Source organism: Candidatus Saccharimonadales bacterium (genome assembly GCA_035945435.1).
Taxonomy (GTDB): Bacteria; Patescibacteriota; Saccharimonadia; order Saccharimonadales; family DASZAF01; genus DASZAF01.
This window is the reverse complement of sequence record DASZAF010000028.1, coordinates 32,545-52,966: the sequence shown is the minus strand read 5'-3', so window position 1 is coordinate 52,966 and position 20,422 is coordinate 32,545. Positions and strand designations below refer to the sequence as shown.

General features: G+C 52.8%; 10 protein-coding genes. 2 read left to right on the top strand and 8 right to left on the bottom strand.

The window, feature by feature from the left end:
- Positions 1-20: 20 nt before the first annotated feature.
- The 8 genes from VGS28_04210 to VGS28_04175 all read right to left on the bottom strand — a co-directional run bounded on the left by VGS28_04210 (position 21) and on the right by VGS28_04175 (position 19,176).
- A complete protein-coding gene (locus VGS28_04210) occupies positions 21-13,277 on the bottom strand; it encodes a hypothetical protein (GenBank protein HEV2412974.1) in 13,257 nt (4,418 codons plus the stop codon).
- A 128-nt stretch (positions 13,278-13,405) separates the two neighbouring features.
- Positions 13,406-13,726, bottom strand: a complete 321-nt coding sequence (locus VGS28_04205) for a hypothetical protein (protein ID HEV2412973.1) — start codon at positions 13,724-13,726, stop codon at positions 13,406-13,408.
- Positions 13,723-15,024 carry a F0F1 ATP synthase subunit beta gene (gene atpD / locus VGS28_04200; GenBank protein HEV2412972.1) on the bottom strand — a complete coding sequence of 434 codons (1,302 nt, stop codon included), beginning with the start codon at positions 15,022-15,024 and terminating at the stop codon, positions 13,723-13,725. The genes VGS28_04205 and atpD overlap by 4 nt, the downstream gene beginning before the upstream one ends.
- Positions 15,002-15,862, bottom strand: coding sequence for a F0F1 ATP synthase subunit gamma (locus tag VGS28_04195; protein ID HEV2412971.1), 861 nt, complete (start codon positions 15,860-15,862; stop codon positions 15,002-15,004). The genes atpD and VGS28_04195 overlap by 23 nt, the downstream gene beginning before the upstream one ends.
- Positions 15,859-17,286 carry a sodium-transporting two-sector ATPase gene (locus VGS28_04190; protein HEV2412970.1) on the bottom strand — a complete coding sequence of 476 codons (1,428 nt, stop codon included), beginning with the start codon at positions 17,284-17,286 and terminating at the stop codon, positions 15,859-15,861. Before VGS28_04190 ends, VGS28_04195 begins: the two co-directional genes overlap by 4 nt.
- On the bottom strand, positions 17,273-17,764 hold the full coding sequence (locus VGS28_04185; GenBank protein HEV2412969.1) for a F0F1 ATP synthase subunit delta: 492 nt from the start codon (positions 17,762-17,764) through the stop codon (positions 17,273-17,275). The genes VGS28_04190 and VGS28_04185 overlap by 14 nt, the downstream gene beginning before the upstream one ends.
- Entirely contained in the window at positions 17,761-18,384 is a 624-nt protein-coding gene (locus tag VGS28_04180) for a hypothetical protein (protein HEV2412968.1), read from the bottom strand. Before VGS28_04180 ends, VGS28_04185 begins: the two co-directional genes overlap by 4 nt.
- A gap of 9 nt (positions 18,385-18,393) precedes the next feature.
- Positions 18,394-19,176 carry a hypothetical protein gene (locus VGS28_04175; protein ID HEV2412967.1) on the bottom strand — a complete coding sequence of 261 codons (783 nt, stop codon included), beginning with the start codon at positions 19,174-19,176 and terminating at the stop codon, positions 18,394-18,396.
- A gap of 229 nt (positions 19,177-19,405) precedes the next feature.
- Between VGS28_04175 and VGS28_04170 the strand changes: the two genes are divergently transcribed.
- The gene (locus VGS28_04170; GenBank protein ID HEV2412966.1) at positions 19,406-19,840 is read left to right on the top strand and encodes a hypothetical protein; all 435 of its coding nucleotides are present in this window, start codon (positions 19,406-19,408) and stop codon (positions 19,838-19,840) included.
- Positions 19,840-20,418, top strand: a complete 579-nt coding sequence (locus VGS28_04165) for a metal-dependent hydrolase (GenBank protein ID HEV2412965.1) — start codon at positions 19,840-19,842, stop codon at positions 20,416-20,418. Before VGS28_04170 ends, VGS28_04165 begins: the two co-directional genes overlap by 1 nt.
- The last annotated feature ends 4 nt before the right edge of the window (positions 20,419-20,422 follow it).

The window sequence follows — 20,422 nt, the reverse complement described above, 5'->3', positions numbered from 1 at the left end:
ATTAGAAGCGGCAGTACTCACTATCTCGTCAGGGGTTCATTTACCCAGAAGGCTTCGTAGTCGTCTCCCATAATATGGAGAGATGAAGTTGTACTGGTTTCGGCAGCGTCACCACAGCCTGTTGTGCCGGTTGGGATATTGGTCGTCAGCGAATCATGCCAGAGCTGGGTCCCGCTGTCGTTGTATATGTAGAAATCGACCTGAGTAGCGTTGCTATTGACTTGGACCTTGACTCGATACCATGTCCCCGTGCTCATAGTGTATGTGGTGCCGGTTGAGCTCTGGGTGCCGGCTTTACTGGTCATGCCGGTGGCTACGCCGCTGGAGTTGACGTCCACCCAAGCGCCGTTGCTAATGGCGGTGTTAGCATTGTTATCGAAGTAGCCGAAGCGTTCTTCAACACCTGAGAAGCTATGAGGTATGATCGTTGTCTCGAAGCCGTTGCCACCGCCCAGCACAAAGGCGCCCCAGTCGGTCATCAAGTTATAACCACCGCCAGCCGATCCACCACCGTGGAAGTCTATGACGCCGATGTGACTACCAGTCTCGTCCCCTGTATCCATAGCGGCCGATCCACTCCCTTGGCCGGAAGGGTTGAACGGCGCCGTCTGGGAGCTGTTAAGACCAATCATGTCGGAAGAATAAATTGGCATCTGGCGCTGAAGATCAGGACTCTCGCCGACACAGTTGTACCACTTGCCCTGCTCCTGACATCTGAACTGACCAAGGCCTGAGTTGTAGTACATAGCACCGTTCGTGCCGGTCGGATCAGAGGTGTTGCTGTTGTTGTTCAAAACAAGCAAGATATTGTTTGTGTTTGCGGACGAGCTGCCGATGGTGATATATGAGTCGGTCGTATCTGCCGTAAGCAAGTTAACCCCGCTCTGGTTCTGTACCTGGAACGAGGTGGTTGAATTCGTCGTGTTCTTAAACGTGGCAAATCCGTTGGCGTTTAGTTCTCCAGAACTGTCGGTTGTTGGAGCACTGCCCCCGCCACCGGCCAGCCCTGTGTCGTTCAAATAAGTGTTGGAAGTGTTACCGATCAGGCCTGTTGTGCTCGGGCTGCCAGAGCTTGCTGTACGATAGACGTCGTAACTCACCGCGCCTATGATTGGCGACCAGCTGACGACGTTGTAGTTTGTGCCATTGAGTGTGGCTGCGCCCCCGCTCGTCGTAGTAACGGACGATGCTGGCGTTATACCGCCAGATGCTGAGACCGCCGCTACAGCGTAGCTATAGCTTGTAGAAGCGCCCGTGCCTTGCTGGGTAATCGTCGGCGCACCTGGTGTACTCAAACCGTTGATAGTTGCCCCGCCTTGGATACCACCGGCTACATTAAGAGCGCCCTGGATGAGAGTGCTACCAGCGATTCCGACGTTGCCGTTGACTTCAAGGTGTTGCCCTACTGATAGCCCGCCTTGAACGTTCTGGTCACCGGCGACCGTTGCGTTGGCATCGACTTGAAGTGTGCCGAATTCTGCGCCACCCGCCTGTAGCTGCTGGATATATGAACCGCCGAGGTCGTAAACGAGCAGATTGTTGGTCGAGTTGTTTGTAACGTATGCGTACCGACCAACGACTTTCATATCGAATGGTCCTGAGCCGCTTCCTGTAGAGACGGTTCCATCGCTGATGGGGTTATCAGGGTTAGAGATGTCCACGATCTGCATGGTATTGGTGCCGTTGTTAATGATGTACGCGTACCGACCTTGAACCTGAACAGCCTGAGGAGTAGTGCCCGCGCCTACGGCGAAGGTGCTATCGAGGACTGGCGACGTCGGATTAGAGATATCGAAGGTCATCAAGTTGCTATGGTTGGTATTCGTCGTCGTTACGTAAAGATATCGGCCTTGGACAGTGACTTGGTACGGGTTGCTATTCGAACCGGTTGAGGTCGAGTTAACGACAACCGGGCTTGTTGGCGTTGCAACGTTTACTACCTGTATCTGGTTGCCACCATTACCAGCTATATAGGCAAAGTTGCCATTCACGTAGATATAACGTGGCGAGCTTGCGAGAGATACTTGACCGAGGGCTACTGGCGCGGCGGGGTTGGAGACGTCATAGACTTCTAATTGGGCTGTGGTATTGAGAACGACGTAGGCGTATTTACCTTGGACGTAGACATCAACCGGGTGGGTACCTGTACCTGTCGCGATGGTGCTGACCGAGGACACGTTCGATGGATTAGCGACATCGAAGATCTGTACGGTGTTGGAGGTGTAGTTGCAGACATAAGCATACTGGCCGCTAACGTACACGTAACGCGGGTTGTTGCCAATCGAAGGCTGGCTGATAAGTGAAGGGCTGGCCGGATTGGAGATATCAATGACGTCCATGAGGCTACTGCCGTTATTGATGACGTATGCATAGTTGCCTTGGACAAAGATTCCTTCCGGTGATGCGCCACTGCCCAGGCTATAGTTGCCGATGGCTCCGGTCGGCAGGTTGCCGCCGACATACTCCTGGCCAGTCGGGGTACCCATCCCGCCTACAAGCACCTGGAGGTCGTTACTTGTGAGGGCGGCTGAGGTGTAAGCGGTGTTGGAAGCTGGGGCTACTGCCGTCCCGGCAACAAGATTGCCGTTGTCGGTGTAGCCAGTGGTGAGTGTTGTGGTCAGGTACACTTCGCTGCCGCTTGTCGTAGCTCGGTAGACTCGGTAACCGCTTGCGCCAGTTACAGCCGTCCAGGTAACGGGCAGAGTGAGATTAGATGAAGTTGTTGCACCTGAGGCTTCGGTTGAAGCGGCTGTCTCTCCGCCTGCACTATCTATGGCAGTGACCTTATAGTAGTAGGTTGTCGTTGCAGCTAGACTGCCCCCTGAAGTAGCGGTCCCGACGGACAGACCAGTAGGTGTACTCATGGCTGTTTCGGAAGCACCGAAGGCTACTCTGTTGTTTGTCGTATCCCCGGTCAGTATTGAAGTTCCTCCAGAGTTTTCAACCTCAAAGGCGGTCAGAGAGTTAGTACTGTTCTCAAACTCGGCTTGACCGCTGCTCCCGAACATACCTACCTGTACTCCGCTCCCGTTCTTGAGGTCTAAGATGTCTCCTGTCCCACCGCTGTTTGCTTCCAGAACAGCAGTCACACTACCACTCGTCGCAGCCTGCACGTTAAAGTTACCGGATTGGGTTGTGGTGTTGTTAACGATGTAGCCTGTACCAGTAAAGTTACAGTTCTGAGTATTCAGACAGACCGTACCTGAAGCATTGGGGAATTTAACAGTCTGGTTACCCGTCAGAGTGTTGGTCTCGACCTTGAGGCCGAAGTTATCTGTGGTGCCGTCGGCGAGTTCTAAGATTCCCGTTACGTCTTGGCCGGCCGTAGCGCTGGCGTTGCCGATTTGGACTATCCCGTTGGTCGTATCAACATTGAGAACTGGGTTGCTGCTTGCGTTAGCAACGTAGAACTCTTGAGTCGAGCTTCCGTCACCAAGTGCAGATGTTCCGTTAACAGTGAACGTTGACCCTGATGAGCTACCCGAGCCGACGGTCGTCCGATCGTTGACGGTATCAACGAAGAGATCGGCAACACCTAAGTGGTTCTCGACCATGAAGGCGGTCGTTGAGTCACTGCCGTTTGTCTTGACGACACCAATCCCGTTGATTGTCGTCGAGTTATTGGCAGAACTATTGCCTATATTAATTGCGGTAGCATTTGCAGTTCCGATATTGAGTGTCGCGCTGCTCATGATATCGAAGGCAGAAGCGGTGTCTATATTACCCCCTGCCGTTATGGCCGCGATGGTGGAACCGCTCGAGTTCTCAATTGCCAGCGAATTGGCGGTCTGGCCACCCCAACTCTGCAGGGTCAATGATGTACCAGCTGGTGTGGTTGGCGGTAGACCACTCGTTGTAGCTGTCCCAGTGTCAGAGTAGCTGACAGTGGCTCCGTTAGTGATGGTTGTTAGAAGGAGCGACCCTGAAGTAAAGCTATTACTTGTATTTCGGTAGACCTTGTAGCCAGTTGCCCCAGGAATCTGAGTCCAGGATAGAGTGATGGTGTCGTTGCCGGTAGTCGGCGTGTCGTTGACGCTGGAAGAGGCGACTGTCTCGCCGGCTGCATTTGTGGCCGTCATAACATAGTAGTATGTGGTGCCGGTAGTCAGTGAACCACCTGCAGCCAGACCGGGAGTATTAAGCGCTGGTGTGGTCAGAGCAAGTAAGGAGTTGTTAGCCCCGTAACTGGTAAATCCGCCAGAAGAGGTAATGCTACTGAGAGCGACATTGTGGCTATCAGTGTAGTTAACCAAGTTGCCAGTCTGGCCTGATGCGCCACTGATTTGCTCGGCGACCGCACCAGCGGCGAGAGTATTAACATTGAATGCTGGCGTGCCGTAGAACGTACTTCCGCCATTAACGACTGTATCACCGAATGTATCGCTTACATGGAAGTATGAAGTAGTATCGGTGTTATTCTCAACGTCAAAAGCGTTACGGGTGACGTTGGCATTGGGTGCGCCAAGAACGACCAAGCCGTTACCACCCGACTCTGCAGTAATAAGCGCTGCGGCATTGGTGGTACTGGCTTGGCTGTAGCTGCCATTGACATCGATATTGCTGTCGAAGGTAGTATGACCTTCTTCATATACGGGGACTGACGCCGATTGCACCAAGTCAACATTATCTATATAAAGGGTGCGGGAAGTAGCGTCTGACTGATCAATATAGATATAGGTTGAACCTGACGTCGTTCCGGTGGTGAAGGTACAGTTGTCTTGGTACCATTGACCGGAGAACGCGTCCTGGCTAGTCGCACAAGTGGTATTGGTCGAGCCGTTCTCTGAACGTCCCAGCTCGAGAGTGGTTGGGTTGCCTGAACCGGATTTGATGTACATGGAGAGGGTATACGTCGTTGAGCTGGCCAAGTTAACCGAGTATTCGGCCCCATCGTTAGCAGCGGCAGTAGTCGAGATCTTCAAAGAGTCTGCCCCAAATAGTGCCTGCGTATTGACCTGGCTAATGGTGGCGCTTCCTTTAGCCGACCAACCAGTCGTTCCACCTTCGAAGCCAGGGTTAGTGATAAGGTTGCCGGTGCCTGTGGTGTCGCTGTTTAGAAGGCTGTCACCTGACGCATTCTCTACTGCGAAAGCGTTTGTCGAGTTTGTACTATTCTCGAAGTTTGTTGCACCGCTGCTTCCAACTGTTGCCACTTTGATTCCACTTCCGTTCTCCAGATCTAAAATATCCCCGGTGCCACCCGAATTTGCCTCAAGAACGCCAGCCACGCTACCGCTTGTCGCAGCCTGTACGTTGAAGTTGGCGCTCTGCGTGCTCGTTCCGTTTTGGATGTAACTGCCCGATCCGCTGCTGGTCGCGAACCCACAGGCAGTCGAGTTGTCTAGACAGACGGTGCCTGTCAGGTTGGGGAATGTTATCGTTTGGTTGGTCGTTAAAGTGGTGGACTGTAAGGTTAAGCCAAAGTTGTCGTTAGTGCCGTCTGCGAGGATAGCCGAGCCTTGGACCCCCTGACCAGATGTGCTAGTAATGTTCCCAAGGGTTAGGGCTCCAGTAGATGTATTGACGGCCAGGTTGTTATAGCCGGACGAGTTTTCTACCACGAACGCTGTTGCTGAGTTGGTGTTATTCTCAAAGTTCGCAGCACCTGTGGAGCTGATGGAGGCCACTGTGCCGTTACCAAAAGTGCCGCTACCTACATCGAAGTTAATACCGTGTCCTGGACCTGATTGGACAACAGCGTGTTGGCCGTCATACCCATAGAAAGCCCGACCGTTGAAGCTCATATTAACCGATGTGTTAGTGGTGTCTCCGACGTAGAGGGATTGACCATTTGTGTTGGCTTCCAAAACCCCTGCGATGCCTGTGCCAGATATATTGAAGTTACTGCTGGCTTGCTGAGACGTCTGGTTGAGAATGAAACCACAGGCTGTTCCACCGATTAGACAGACGGTTCCTGATGAGTTGGGGAAGGCAATGGTTTGGTTGGCAGTTAGGGTGTTGGAATCAAGGGTCAAACCGAAGTTGTCGTTAGTCCCGTCAGCGAGGATGATACTGCCCTGGACGCCTTGACCCGAAGCAGAAGTGATGTTACCGACCGTCAGAGCCCCGGTGCTTGTGTTGACGTTTAGGATGTTGTAACCTGATGAATTTTCAATCTCGAAAGCGTTAGCTGAGTTAGTCGAGTTTTCGAAGAGTGCGGTGCCGGTTGCGCTAATTGTACCGACTGTTGTACCGGCACTATTTTCAAATGTCTGAAGAGGGTTTACCTGTCCGCCCCAGCTCTGCAGGGTCAGGGTTGTCCCATTCGGAGCTGTGGGTGGGAGACCAGTAGTCGTAGCGGATCCGGTATCGGTATAGCTTGTAGTTTGACCGCTGGTAATTGTCTTTAGTAGGCGCGCTCCTGATGTAAAGTTGTTTGATGAGTTGCGGTAGATCTTGTAGCCGGTAGCCCCTGGGACAACTGACCACGCGAGGGCGCTTGTGTTGTTAGACATGCCGAGGGATGCACTCTGGACAGTCTCACCGGTTGAGTTTGTAGCCGTGATGACATAGTAAAAGCTGGTACCAGTCGGAGCTGTAGTAAATGCGGGTGTGGCAAGGGCGAGAAGACCGGTGTTGGTGCCGTAGGTCGTATAAGCGCCGTTAGAACCAAATTGGCTGAGAGTGTCTCCGTTGCCAGCATCTTGTATCTGTATAGCAGCAACGGTGCTGCTGCCCTCAACAACTTCTCCGGCAATGTTACCGCTCTCTTCTACGAGAAGGTTCGATGCCTGATTGTTACTTCCGGTCTGCCCACTGACTGTCATGCCCGCAGCAGAATCTGAGTTGCCATACTGATTGACGTAGAATGAACAACTGCCTGAATAGTTCTCTACGCATAGCCCATTGACTGCAGGTGGAGATGTCGGAGGTGTCCCGGCGCTTGTCGTAGTCGTTGAGTCTATATAGCTCGTAGTGCTGCCTCCTGAAATTGTAGTCAGCAGCAGTGAACCAGAAGTAAAGCTATTGCTCGTATTCATGTAAATCTTATAGCCGGTCGCCCCGTTGTCAGCGTTCCAAGTCAGTGTGATCTGGTCGTTGACGCCAGCTCCAGTCGTGGCGTTAAACGATGGAGATCCCTCTGTTTCTCCGTCAACGTTTGTGGCAGTGATCTCATAGTAGTATTTGGTGCTACTGGCTAGACCGCTCCCACTCGTCGCAGTTGCCGAGGTGCCTGTTGGCCAGTGAAGAACTCCGAGAGTCGTGATGGTACCTATCCCAGTGTAGTTGCCATTACTATCGGTATGAGCGAGCACGTTGCCGTTCGAGTCAAGCACATCGATCAAATCACCAGTCTGTCCAGAAGCGGCTTTAATATTGAGGTCTGCTTGCGAAGCAGAGCCTGCATTATTAATACTTACTACCGCTGATGGCGAGTTTGTGCCGATGCCAACTCTGTCATTCGTTGTATCAACGTTAAAGACCGTCGTCGGTGAACCACCAGAAGTCTCAACCTGCAGAGCGTTTGTGGAGTTGGTCGAGTTCTGGAGGGTGACAATCCCGTTATAACCAAACGTTGCCACCTTCGCCCCACTGCCGTTTTCAAGATCTAAGATATCTCCGGTACCCGAGCTGTTTGCCTCCAGCACGCCCGCCACACTCCCGCTCGTCGCAGCTTGGACGTTGAAGTTGGCACTTTGGGTGGATGTGCCATTCTGAATATAATTCCCTGAACCTGTTGACGGAGCGAATCCGCAGGCCGACGAACTCTCCAGACAGACAGTCCCTGTCAGATTGGGGAAACTGATAGTTTGATTTGCCGTTAAAGTGGTGGACTCAACAGTTAGACCAAAGTTATCGTTGGTGCCGTCAGCTAGGGAAATTTGACCCGCAACACCTTGGCCCGAGGTACTCGTAATGTTGCCGAGACTTAGTAGTCCGGTGGTGCTATTAATATTCAACAAGTTGTATCCGGCTGCGTTTTCAATCTCAAATGCATTAGCCGAGTTGGTAGAGTTCTGGAAGAGCGTTGCGCCTGCGTAGGCAATTGTCCCAACTTTAGCACCGCTTCCGTTCTCCAAATCGAGGATGTCTCCCGTCCCAGTGTTATTGGCTTCAAGTACGCCGGCCACACTACCGCTCGTCGCAGCTTGGACGTTGAAGTTGGCGGCTTGCGTAGCAGTGGTGTTGTTTACGTAGCTGCCCGATCCACTGCTGGTAGCAAAGCCACAAGCGGCCGATCCTTCTAGGCAGACGGTGCCGCTTAAGTTGGGGAATGAGATGGTCTGGTTGTTAGTCAGAGTCAGGCTTTCGATCGTCATGCCAAAGTTATCGTTGGTACCATCGGCAAACGCGACCGCACCTTGGACCCCATGCCCGGATGTGGAAGTGATATTGCCTAGGGTCAGGGCACCAGTACTCGAGTTGACGTTCAGCAGGTTATATCCTGAGGCATTCTCAACTAGTAGTGCATTGGCAGAGTTAGTGCTGTTCTCAAACGTTGTAGCACCGCTGCTTCCAAACGTTGCCACTTTTGCTCCGCTTCCGTTCTCAAGATCCAGAATGTCGCCGGTGCCTGAGGAGTTTGCTTCAAGGACCCCGGCTATACTGCCACTTGTGGCCGCTTGGACATTGAAGTTAGCACTTTGAGTACCTGTCCCGTTCTGAATATAGCTGCCCGATCCACTGCTTGCAGCGAATCCACACGAAACTGAGTTATCCAAACAAACCGTGCCACTTGCATTCGGGAACGCAATCGTCTGATTGGCCGTTAAGGTCGCCGTATCTACGGTCATTCCAAATCCATCAGCGGTGCCGTCAGCGAAGATGACACTGCCAGCCACCCCGTCGCCCGTGGCGCTGGTGACGTTACCAAGAGACAGGGCGCCCGTACCGTTATTGACGGCTAGGTCGGTAAGACCGGATGTGTTCTCAACTACCAAAGGCCCGCCATTAAGAGTCAGTGATCCGGATGTATCGGTCGTTGGAACGCTATTTGTCCCAGTTAAACCAGTATCGTTAAGTGACAGACTCGTCGTATTGCCGATGAGGCCAGTGGTAGTCCCGCCGACCGTACGATAGACGTTGTAGCTAGTAGCGCCAGGTACTGCCGGCCAGGAGACGGTGTTGTAGTTAGTGCCTGTCAGTGTGCCTGGGCCGCTGGTTACCTGCGTCGCCGTTGAGGGTGCGCTCTGACCTCCCATACTGGTTTGAACGGTAATCTCGTACGCATAGGTAGTTGAGCCTGTTGCACCGTGCTGGGTGATCGAGGGTGTGGGGATATTATCGGTTACGAGAAGGTTACGAACGCGGTGGTTGTTGTTGAGAGCTCCACTTCGTGCACCCCAACCCATAATCGAGCCACCAAGCCCTCTATTAGAATCAGTGTATGAGAACTCCTGAGTGCCGTTCCAGTAGACTGTAATAACGTCGCCAGCTTCGGTGACTTGGACGTTCGTCCATGTTGAGTTGTTCATACCCGTCTGGCTGGCACTATCAAGCGAGGTGCCATTATAAAGCAGGCTGATCGTATTCGTGTGTTCATCCCAGCTGACCATGTAGCCGCCGGTTGCACTCGTCTCGTTGATCGGTGTCGTCGTGCCCCCCCAGTAGAAGTACTGCGAGTCTGCGCCGGTCCCACCGCCGGTAAACATCTGCCAAGTCGCCGTAAAGTAAGAACCTGGATTGGTCGAGTCGTATTGCAAAGCACCCCACGTATTGTTGGTGGCTGGGTTAAGTTGAACATACTGGCCCCCGCTACTGTATGTCGCTTGGTTAAGTAGCTTACCTTTTGGCGCAACGACCATAGGCTCGTTGACATATGTGGAGGTTAGGCTGTTAACTGTCTCACCACCTACAATGTTGAGCGCACCAGCGCTGTTGGTGTAGTTATCAATGGTATCGACGTTGAAGACGTTATTGGAGTCGCTCGACCCGCCAGCATATTCGATATTGAAGGCGTTCGTGGCGTCTGATGATGCTTGGAAGAATGCGCTACCCGAACTTCCAAACGTTGCTACTTTTGCCCCACTGCCGTTTTCCAGATCCAGAATATCGCCAGTCCCCGAAGCGTTAGCCTCGAGGGTTCCAGCCACGGTTCCGCTAAGTGCCGCCTGGACGTCAAAGTTAGCCGCTTGGGTACTCGTCGTGTTGTTGACATAATTGCCAGAACCGCTACTCGTTGCAAAGCCACAAGCTGTTGAGTTTTCCAAACAGACCGTTCCAGTTAGGTTGGGGAAACTGATAGTTTGATTTGCCGTTAAAGTGGTGGACTCAACAGTTAGACCAAAGTTATCGTTGGTGCCGTCTGCGAAGGCAATGGCCCCAGCAACACCTTGGCCAGAAGTCGCGGTGACGTTGCCAACCGTAATAACTCCCGTACTGCTGTTAACGTTTAGCAGGTTGAAGTTTGAAGCGTTCTGAATCACGAATTCGCTCGAGGAGTTGCTGTTGTTCGCGAAGACATTGCTCCCTCCCGTGAAGGTCTGAGTGGCGTTTAGCTTAGCCAGATTTGACGAGTCAGAAAGATTTGAACTAGCAATCTGTGAGCCATTTATCTGGAACTGGTTGCCAGTTGTGAGGTTGATATTACCGTTAACAGTAACTGTTCCACCTGACTCGCTTATGAGTGAGTTGCCGATTACCTGCGAACCGGTGAAGACGGCTAAATCGCCGGTCGTTCCGCCCGATGTCGTCACCCCGCCGCCAACACCTGAACAGTTGCCAACCGTGGTACAGATATTGTAAGTACCTGCAGCCGCTGTCTGGAGTAGATAGGTGACGTTTGCCGTTGGTGTCTGGAAACCGAGAGTGGTTGTCGAGCTGCCGTTTGTCGCCGTGAGCTCCGTTGACCCGTTGCCTTGGATGGTCAGCGTTTGGCTACTTGATCCGATGGTCATCGGCGCGGTCGGCGTGATGGTGTTGGCCGTAAGTGTGCCGGTCACCGTCGCGCCGCCGTTTAGGTTTGCTGCACCAGCCACCGCCAAGCTTCCTGTTAAGCTGGCCGCACTTGAAATGGTCTGACCGTTAACCGTCCCGTTGAGGGTGATATTACCACTTGCGTCGACATGTAGTTTGCTACTTCCATTCAACTGAAGATCTAGCAGGTTTCCAGTCGTGCCGGTATTCGTGTTGTTAACCAGCAACATGGCGTTTGAAACCTGGCTGGAAGTTAAGTTCAGAGTTGCGAAAGTCGGTGTGGCAGCCGTGTTAATGTTTTGAACAGTATTGGCGATGCCAGAACTAACCGTAAAGTTGGTCGAATTGAACTCAGCCAGACCAAGTTGACTGGTTGAAGCATTCTGAATGGTAACTGTGCTGCCGCTGCCAGTTGAGTTGGCGATTGTCAGAGAGCCTGCCAAGCCGTCGAGGAGACTGACGCCGGTATCTGGACAGGTTGTCCAGACCGGCGCACCTGAAGTGGAGACGAGGCAGTCGTTACTAGACCCAGCGACGAGCGAGGATATTGCTCCAGTGCCGTTACCCAGGAGCACTCCATTGGCTGTCAATGAGGTTGTTCCAGTTCCACCCTGGAGGACACTTAGTGCGGTAGTGAGTCCAGAAAGTGAGGTGATGTCAGAGTTGGAGCCGCTTGCAGCTGCACCCAAGTTACTACGAGCGACATTGGCACTGTTTGCGCCAGTCCCGCCGTTGCCGACACTCAAGGCGTTGGTTAGCGTTACGGTTCCTTGGACAGTCAGCCCGCCAGTATCTGTCACGACTGTACCGCTGTCGCTTAGTTCCGAGTTGCCGATACCTTGAGCAGCCGTGAACTTCGGGATGGTATTAATCGTTCCGCCCGCAGTTGTTACTCCACCACCAATACCAGTACAGTTGCCCGCAGTCGTACAAACGTTATACGTCCCAGCGGCAGTTGTCTGGAGTAGATAGGTGACGTTTGCCGTTGGTGTCTGGAAACCAAGTGATGTCGTAAAGCCGCTGTTGGTCTGGGACATAGTCGTCAAGCCACCCTGCAATGTCGTCGTCTTGCCAGCTGCGCCGACGGTTAAGGTTGTGCTAGAGGGTGAGATCTGGTTCGTATTCAGCCCGGCAAATGTGGGGGTTGAACCGGGGTTAATGTCCTGGACGGTATCGACTTGGCCGGTCGTGACGATAAGGTTGGTATTGTTGAATGAGGCTATACCTTCCTGGGTGTTGCTGGCTGTATCGATCGTTACTGTGCTGCCGCTGCCGGTTGAGTCGGCTAGGGTCAGGTTACCGGCCAGCCCGTCGAGGCTGCTAAATGTACCACCCGGACAGTTGACCCATTGTGGGGCTCCGTTTGTTGAGAGCAGACATTGGCCCGCTGAGCTGGCGGCTATGGTAGAGAGGGCCCCAGTCCCGCCTCCGACAACGAGGTCGTCACTAGCTAGACTGCTAACGCCGGTGCCACCTTGTACAACACCTAGTGGGTTTGTCAGATTAACATTTCCAGTGACGTTCAAGCCGCCGTTGACGGTAACCGTCGCACCGGTCTGACTGATCAGTGAGTTACCGAGTGTCTGACCGCCCGTGAATACGGCTAGGCTGCCAGCTGCTCCGCCGGCACCACCAGTCGATACGTTGCCGGACTGGGTGACGCTCAAAGTGGAGCCGTTCATCGCTAACCCGCTGCCTAGGTTTATCTGTCCCGCCTGACCCTGCAAAGAGAGAACGCCGCTGTTAAAGATTTGGCCGCCCGAAGAAGTCAGGCCGTTGCCAAGGTTGATAATGCCCCTCGAGCCGTTGAGGGCTGAGTTTGATTGAGAACTGCCAAGCAGGTTTACAAACTGACTGCCGTTGAAGTAGCTGAGCTCGTCAGTCTTCTGGTCAAAGTAGAGCTGGCCGGCTACTGCGTTAGTCGGTTGGCCATTCGGGGAAAGAACCAGGGAGTTGTTGACATCAAGCTGACCGTTGATGACTAAGTTGTGAGAGCTTTGGATATTAAGCTGACTGCCATTAGCCAGTTGGCCGAGGGGGAGTTCCATGGCGTTGAAGCTGCCCTTTGCGCTGTTTGAACTACCTACCGAGTTATTGATGTGGTTATTGGTATTGCGTCCGGTACTGATATGGCCGGCGATCAATGCGCTTCCGACCAAGATGGCTGTGACCAGCAAGCCAAGACCGACCATCTTGTAGGGGAAACCACCAAAATAGCTGGTCATCTTCTGCGAGAAAGATAGCGATGGTGACTCTTGAATTGCGGGAGCAGGTGTCGGAGCAAAACCGGGGGTCTGCTGCGGTTCAGTCTGAGTAACAACTGCCGGATTTTGGGCAGCTTGATTATCAAGCGTACTAACTGGTTGTACGCCTGGGCTTGCTCCCGCGGGAGCGCTCGACGATTGCGATCGCTCTTCCACCTCTGTAAAAATTTTTGTTTTAGTCTCTCTAAAACCTCATCAAAAGTATACAACGCTTATGCCTGTAATAAAACCCCGAGTCACACAGAGGCGGTCAAACTGTGGAAAAGTTGTGGAAAGACTGAGTGTTAGGCTTTGGCTGATTTGGCTTCAGTCGCGGCTAAGTAACCCGAGTCGATATCGACGAAGAGCGTCACCTTGTTCTGGGTCACTTTCATGATGCCACCAGAGATTGGGAAGGTCAGTATCTTAGAGCCCATACCGATGTTAACCGACACATCGCCCTTTGTCAGGATAGAGAAGAAGTTGGCGTGTCCGTCAAGGATGTCGAACGGCCCAACTTTATTCCGAGCCGAGACGGAGAGAGCCAGGCTGTTGTAGTAGACCTGGGTAGGGGAGAGGATCTTGACATGCAGCTTCGGTTCACCACTAAGGGCAACTCTGCTCATATCAGGATCTCCTCGATTCCCTTGAGCGTCTCTTCGCGGGTGAAGTACTCGCCCTTAGTGCCTGTCAGCTCTTCGGCGACCGAAAACGACTGCGAAAAGAAGTTGATCAGCTTCTGGGCTTTTTCGTAGTCGCGACGCTCATCGGGAGAAAGTTCACTCTGACCGATAATGGCGATGATGTTCTTAAGCGAGTCATACTTCTGCATGATGGTCTGGACCTGGGTTGCTAAGAGGTAATGACGGTCTCCGACGATCTCGGGTGAAAGTAGCGATGAGGTGGTTCGCGTGATGTCAACGGCCGGACGAATACCACTCTCGGCAACGCTCCTGGAGAGAACGACTGTTGAGTCGAGCTGTTGGGAGATCTCTTGGACCGCCGGGTCACTCAGATCGTCTGCGGGAATATAGATTGCTTGGACTGAGGTAATCGAGCCATCGCGGCTGGAACTGAGACGGTCTTCAAGTCGTCGCAGGTCAGAGAAGAGTGTCGCTTGATAACCGCCCTCGCTCGGCATCATGCCAAGACTGGTCGCCAGTTCGTTGCCAGCCTGGACGAAGCGGTAGATGTTATCTACGAAGACAAGAACGTCTCGCTTCTCAGTATCCCTGAAGTACTCGGCCACCGTGGCTCCGGATAGCCCAACTAGCGTACGCATGGCGGGTGTCTCGTTCATCTGGCCCATCAGCATGACTGTCTTGTCCATGACTCCCCGTTCGGTCAAGGTATGATAGAGCTCGTGGCCCTCACGGATACGTTCCCCAATGCCGATAAACATGGCCAGCTTAGAGTCATCTTTGGCAATGTTGTGAATAAGCTCCATGGTCAGGACGGTCTTGCCAACACCGGCGCCGCCGATAATACCTATCTTGCGTCCCTTGATGAACGGGGTCAGAAAGTCGATGATCTTGATACCGGTTTCGAGCAGCTCTGGTTTGCCAACGAAGCCGTTATGGACGGACGTCTGTTCCCGAACCGGTTTCCTGGACTTGCTTTTGACTGGACCTTTGCCGTCGATTGGCTCACCAGTAGCGTTCAGGACTCGACCGACTACTTCTGGACCGATGGGGACGGAGACGGGCTCACCGGTGGCTACGATATTGGCGCCACGCCGGACCTCTGAACTCCCTGTTAGATTGACGCATAACATCACATACGGTGTTGGATATGAAGTAACCTCCAGGACAATTTTCGGATTGTCGGCAAGGGCCACCAAATCGTTAGGCGCAGGGCGATCGCCGACGATGTCGACTTCGCATATTAGGCCGCGGATGGACTTAATCTGTCCTACTATGTCCATGGTGTACTACCTTCATAACTTCTTTGATCCGTTCGTCGCTCTCGGCTCGCTTAGCGTGATTAAACTCTCTTCGGTACTCACCAAAAAGGTCCTTGGCCTGCTGCTTGGCATTGCTCATAGCGTTGAAGCGACTGGCATACTGGGCCAATTTGGCTTCCATGATGATCTGGATTAAGGCCACGCCCATCATGACTGACTCCATGTAGTCCGCAATCTCGGTTATGTTTGGCTCGAAGATGTAGTCGTGACTGGAGACGACGTCGGTGGCATTTGTGACATCCTCACCGAGGCTGCGCACGGCGGAAGTTAGGCTGATGGAGGCGATCTTCTGGGACCTGAGCGATTCGTACGTTTGATAAAAGACGGTGATACGTCGATATTCGTTGAGAACCTTGATCATGTCGTTGACGCTGAAGTTAAAGTCGCTGATTGGCAGGGAGAAGGCGTGAGCTACTCGGATCCCTCTGCGGTTTAGGTAACTAAAGCCGTGGCTGCCAATGGTGACGAGGTCTGTCTTATGGGTACCTTGGTATGCTGTTAACACTTGCTCCAGAATCTTCTCGTCGGTTGATCCGCTCAGACGGCTTCCCTCACCGGTGACGGCAACGATGACGTCACGATCTTTCTGGATGGCCCGAGTACGTGCTAGTCGATCACGAGGATCGACTCTAAGACCCTGGTAGGTCGTCCAGAGTTCGGCAAAGAACGATTTACTGGCGACCACCCGGTTGCGGATTTTAGAGATATGGATGCTCGCAATACCTTCAAAGACTTCGGTTAGCGACTCGACAGTATCGGTCTGCTGCATATCCTGCTGGACAGCCAAGGATCGCCTCATAAGGTGCCTCCAATACGGGTCGTCTGGAGTAACTGCTGGACAGCCAGGTCGATGTCGACAGCATTTTTAATCTTTGGCGCGACTTCCTTGGCCTTTTTCTTAAGGTCACTGACATTCAGGGCAGACGTTCCACCGCTAGCGATAACCGTCTCCAGCATGAGCTCCTGCACAAGCGGTAGGTGAAGTTCGCGCGGGCCTTGTCGGAAGACTTCGTAGATCAGCATGCCAAGCTGTAGGGCGTGCTTAGACTCAGGTGTGATATCGGTAGTGAAGTGAGCAAACTCACGAGCCTGTCGATATTCAGCCAGTCGTTTGGTGACAGTTGCCGAGAGCAGTTTTTGACGGTTGTTAAGGGCCCGGCCCCCAACACGTGAGACCGAGAGACCAACATTGACGGCTGGCCTGATATTTTGACGAAATGTCTGGAGATCGAAGATGATCTGGCCATCCGTCATGGACATAATACTGGTTGGCAGAAAGGCGGTGATGTCATCGCCAGGTGTGATGACGACTGGCAGGGCGGTCAACGTTTTCGAGTTGCTCTTCAACTTGCCTGCCCGTTCGAGCAACGATGAGTGCGCGTAGAACATGTCGCCGGGGTATGAGTCACGGCCCGGACTGACGTTGGTTAGTAGTGAAACTTCGCGGTAGACCTTAGCGTGACTAGTTAGGTCGTCGTAAATTACGACGACGTCCTTACCTTTCTTGGCCCATAAGTATTCGGCGATGGCACAGCCGATGTATGGGGCGAGATACGACTGGGCCAGTGAGTCAAACATGTCGGCGATGATTAAGATGCTGTTGGCCATTGCCCCTGTTTCTCGAAGAGTGGCGATGGTCTGGCCGATCTCGACTCGCCGCTTGCCGATTAAAACATAGACGACGATTCGGTCGGTGCCGGTCTGGTTCATGCCGAGCTGCAGCAGGAATGACGTCTTACCGGACTTAGCGTCACCGAGGATGGCGATACGCTGCCCCAAAACGATAGGAAAGAGAAAGTCGACGATCGTCACTCCGCTACTGAGTTGATCTTTGAGTAGCTCCCGCTCTATCAGCCCGGGTGCTTCGTTATAGACTGGCCACTGAGCTTCGTACCGAATCGGCCCCTTGCCGTCGAGAGGTTCGCCAAGTGGAGTAACGATCCGGCCGATGAGTGCTTCCCCAACATCGGCCTTCATGCTGTGGTCCTGGAGAACCACTAAGCTACCAAGCTTGGTCTCCTCGCCCTGCAGGTTCAGGATAAGAACGGTCTCATCTGTAAGCTCTCTAACCATGCCCCGTTGGCCGGATTCGAAGACGACGAGCGCCCCGACACCGACACCATCGAGTCCTTTGACGGTTACGAGGAAGCGGTCACTCCCGATGACCTCGCCCGTGGGGTAGTTGGCTGTGACTAGTTGCTGGAACAGGTTATCGTTGTACACCGTGATATATCTCAGCGATTCTGGTCTTATTTGTCTTTAACTGTGTGCGAAATGAGAGATCGTAGATATGTGAGCCGGCTCGTAGAATTAGACCACCACCGATGTCTTCTCGAGTCGCAAAACTCAGAAGGGTATACGGGTTTATTTGGGTCCTAAACCATCTGACGAGCTGTGCTTTAAGAGCGGGTGTCGGGCTGGCAGTCAGGATGATATGGGCAACGGGCGCCTTATCCCTAATGGTACGGAGCTGTGTGGCCATCTCTTCTAAAGAGGCCATGTCTGTGGTTTCTATCTTGCTCTCGATGAGAGTATTGGTTAGCAATCCTGAAAGGTGCGGCTTCGGTCCAGTCGCTGCCTGATTGGTCACCTTTGCTTTAACGGCCGCATCACGCTGGGTGTCGATCGTCGTTCTCAGCTCAAGCATAATAATCCCGAGTTGATCGGGAGAGTAGAGTTCGACTGGCAGCCTGACGTTCACAACTGAAGGTCCTGTTTGATCTGGTCCTTGTGAGCTTCGAGAGCGTCGAAGATATACGTAGTCTGAGCGCCAAGGTCGACGTTGTTGCCGAGCGTCTCAGTCAGGTAACTGGATACCACGTCGTTGAGCCGGGCATCGAGTTCTTTGGCGAAGGCCTCCGACTGCTTCTTTTGGGCTTCACTGACTTCGCGAGTCAGCTCCTCTAGCAGCTTGCTTCTCTGGGCGTTGATCTCCGCCTGTAGTTTATTAAACTCTGCGATGCTTGACTCACGCAGCCCTTGAAGGCTGACTTGATATTTCTGAGTCTCTTCTTCGAGTGACTTTTCGGCAACTTCGTTAATCCGGCTGCTTAGGTTGGTTACCGTTTTGCTGACTGAGCTTTGCAGGGAAGACGAAGATTCGCCGATGACCTGCAGCAGCTGTTGACGGGCCGCCTCTTCAACCTTAGCCATGTCCAGTTCGGGAAAGACCTTGGCGCCGTCGACGTTAACGTTATATACCTTCGGTGTCGGCTTACCGTGCGCCTTCTCATTGGCGTAGAAACCCCAGATAAGACTGACGGTATTGGTGCCAGCCATGACCAGAATTCCTGCGATAAGTATGATTTGTGTTGTGTCCACGCTGCCCACCTAGGTTGTCAGGATTAAATATATCGTAATAACCATAACTAGTAAAATACCGAGCGCGATGCTACCAATCTCAACGAGGCTGTGATTAATAGCACCATGCGAAAGCGGATTACGGCCGATCGAAATGATACTTGAGCGTATCGAGGCGTAGATCAGCAAGCCGACGCTGATGAACCCGAGGCCGAGAACGATGAATGCAAGTAGGGCTCTGGTGGCTGACACGCTCTTACCGACAAGACCATCTGCCAGGTTCTGGAGCTCTATGGGTAGAATGGCCTTTTTGAGTGGTTGTGGCACGGTGAAGTAGGCGACGGCAATCTGGACCGGTATGACTCCCACATGGACGGTCTCAGCACGACCGGCAGTGTCCTTGACCGTTTCGCTGTGGAGAGAGGCACTCATTAGGTTGGCCTGGGCAGTACCGACGATCTGCCCGTCTGTCGAAGCCCTCATACCTACGCCGTCTATGGGTGAGGCGGTAATCTTATCACCTGTCTTGATTGGCCCATTGATATCGCTGACAAGGGTCGGAGCAGTTCCGTCGGTGACTACCTGGACCTGAGACGAGGAAGTCGAGTTAGAGAGCTCTACTAATGGTTTATTGCCAACCACCCCGACCATCTCTTCGACGTTGTTGATGGTTGTCAGACCAACTGTATCCTGGCTGGTCAGGCTGACAAGTGCATCGGGAACTACATTCGTATCACTAGTTTGGTAGCCTTGGGAAATAGCGGCATTTTGGGCATACACTATCGCCTCGCAGGCCGGAGCAAGGGCAACCATAAGCAGGTACGCAGAAACAGGGACCAGTGCGCACCAGGTCCTTAGCCGAACTCTAACTGATACCAGCGTCATCCCTCTACTCGTGGCCCACCGTTTATAATGTCTATGATTATAACGTAGTTATAACTGTTAAAATGTGGCAATCCGCACAGTCTGCGTGCTTGTGCTATCGACCCACTTCTACTACACTTTATTGGTAAGTTAAGTCTCACAGAGAGGTACGGGGTATATGGAGAGAGCGTCTGCTAAAAAGAATACTACTCAGCTCGTCGTTGCTGTTGTTATCGTGGTTGTCGTCCTGGTCGCAGGTTTTATGTGGTGGAAGAATGCTAACCCGGCATCCGGTATCAACACTGGAGAGTTTCAAGCCATCTTCTTGACGAACGGTCAGGTTTACTTTGGCAAGCTGACTGACACTAATAACACCTACGTCAAGATGACCGACATCTACTATCTACAGGTCCAGCAGAGCGTCCAGCCGCAGGGTGGTACCAGCAGCAATTCTAAGATCTCACTTACCAAGCTAGGTAACGAACTTCACGCACCTGAAGACGCCATGTACATCGCTCGCGACCAAGTCCTGTTCTGGGAGAACCTCAAGAGCACTGGTAAGGTTGTCCAAGCTATCGACACCTACCAGGCTCAGCACCCTGGCACCCAGTAATGACGGGTCGGACGCATGATCTGGCAGCGATTACTGCTCTCGGTGCAGTCGCCTTTGCCCTGCATCCGCATACGATCACTCTCTCGACTGTTCTAGTGGCTGTCTTTGCGAATCAGATTGGCGGGATAACGCCTGATATTGATCAGCCGACAGCACCTCTTTGGAAGAACCTGCCTATTGGGCACCCACTCGGGAAGTTTACTGACGCACTGATGGGCGGTCACCGGTTTCTAACCCACTCGATTCTTGGCTTGGCTCTGTTCGGATTTCTGGCCTTCACGCTACTCAAATTCTTAAGCCCTATCATGCACAGCGTCGACACCATGATTGTCTGGTGGGCATTCATGATCGGCATGGTGTCGCATCTTATCATGGACTCCTTTACTAAAGAAGGAGTACCGTGGTTACTACCGATAACAACTAAGTTCGGTCTTCCCCCAGAAAAAGCCCTTCGTATCACAACTGGGCACTTCGTCGAACTATTCATCATCTTTCCAGCCCTGCTCCTGCTCGACGGTTGGTACTGCGTCAGCCACTACCATCACCTGCTACTACTGATGCATCAGTACGTCATTTAGTTTT

What these genes read in the sequence shown, in the direction of transcription:
- VGS28_04205 (HEV2412973.1), bottom strand. Translation starts at nt 13,726, where the DNA reads ATGAGCAGAGTTGCCCTTAGTGGTGAACCGAAGCTGCATGTCAAGATC.
- atpD (HEV2412972.1), bottom strand. Translation starts at nt 15,024, where the DNA reads ATGGACATAGTAGGACAGATTAAGTCCATCCGCGGCCTAATATGCGAA.
- VGS28_04195 (HEV2412971.1), bottom strand. Translation starts at nt 15,862, where the DNA reads ATGAGGCGATCCTTGGCTGTCCAGCAGGATATGCAGCAGACCGATACT.
- VGS28_04175 (HEV2412967.1), bottom strand. Translation starts at nt 19,176, where the DNA reads ATGGTTGCCCTTGCTCCGGCCTGCGAGGCGATAGTGTATGCCCAAAAT.
- VGS28_04170 (HEV2412966.1), top strand. Translation starts at nt 19,406, where the DNA reads ATGGAGAGAGCGTCTGCTAAAAAGAATACTACTCAGCTCGTCGTTGCT.
- VGS28_04165 (HEV2412965.1), top strand. Translation starts at nt 19,840, where the DNA reads ATGACGGGTCGGACGCATGATCTGGCAGCGATTACTGCTCTCGGTGCA.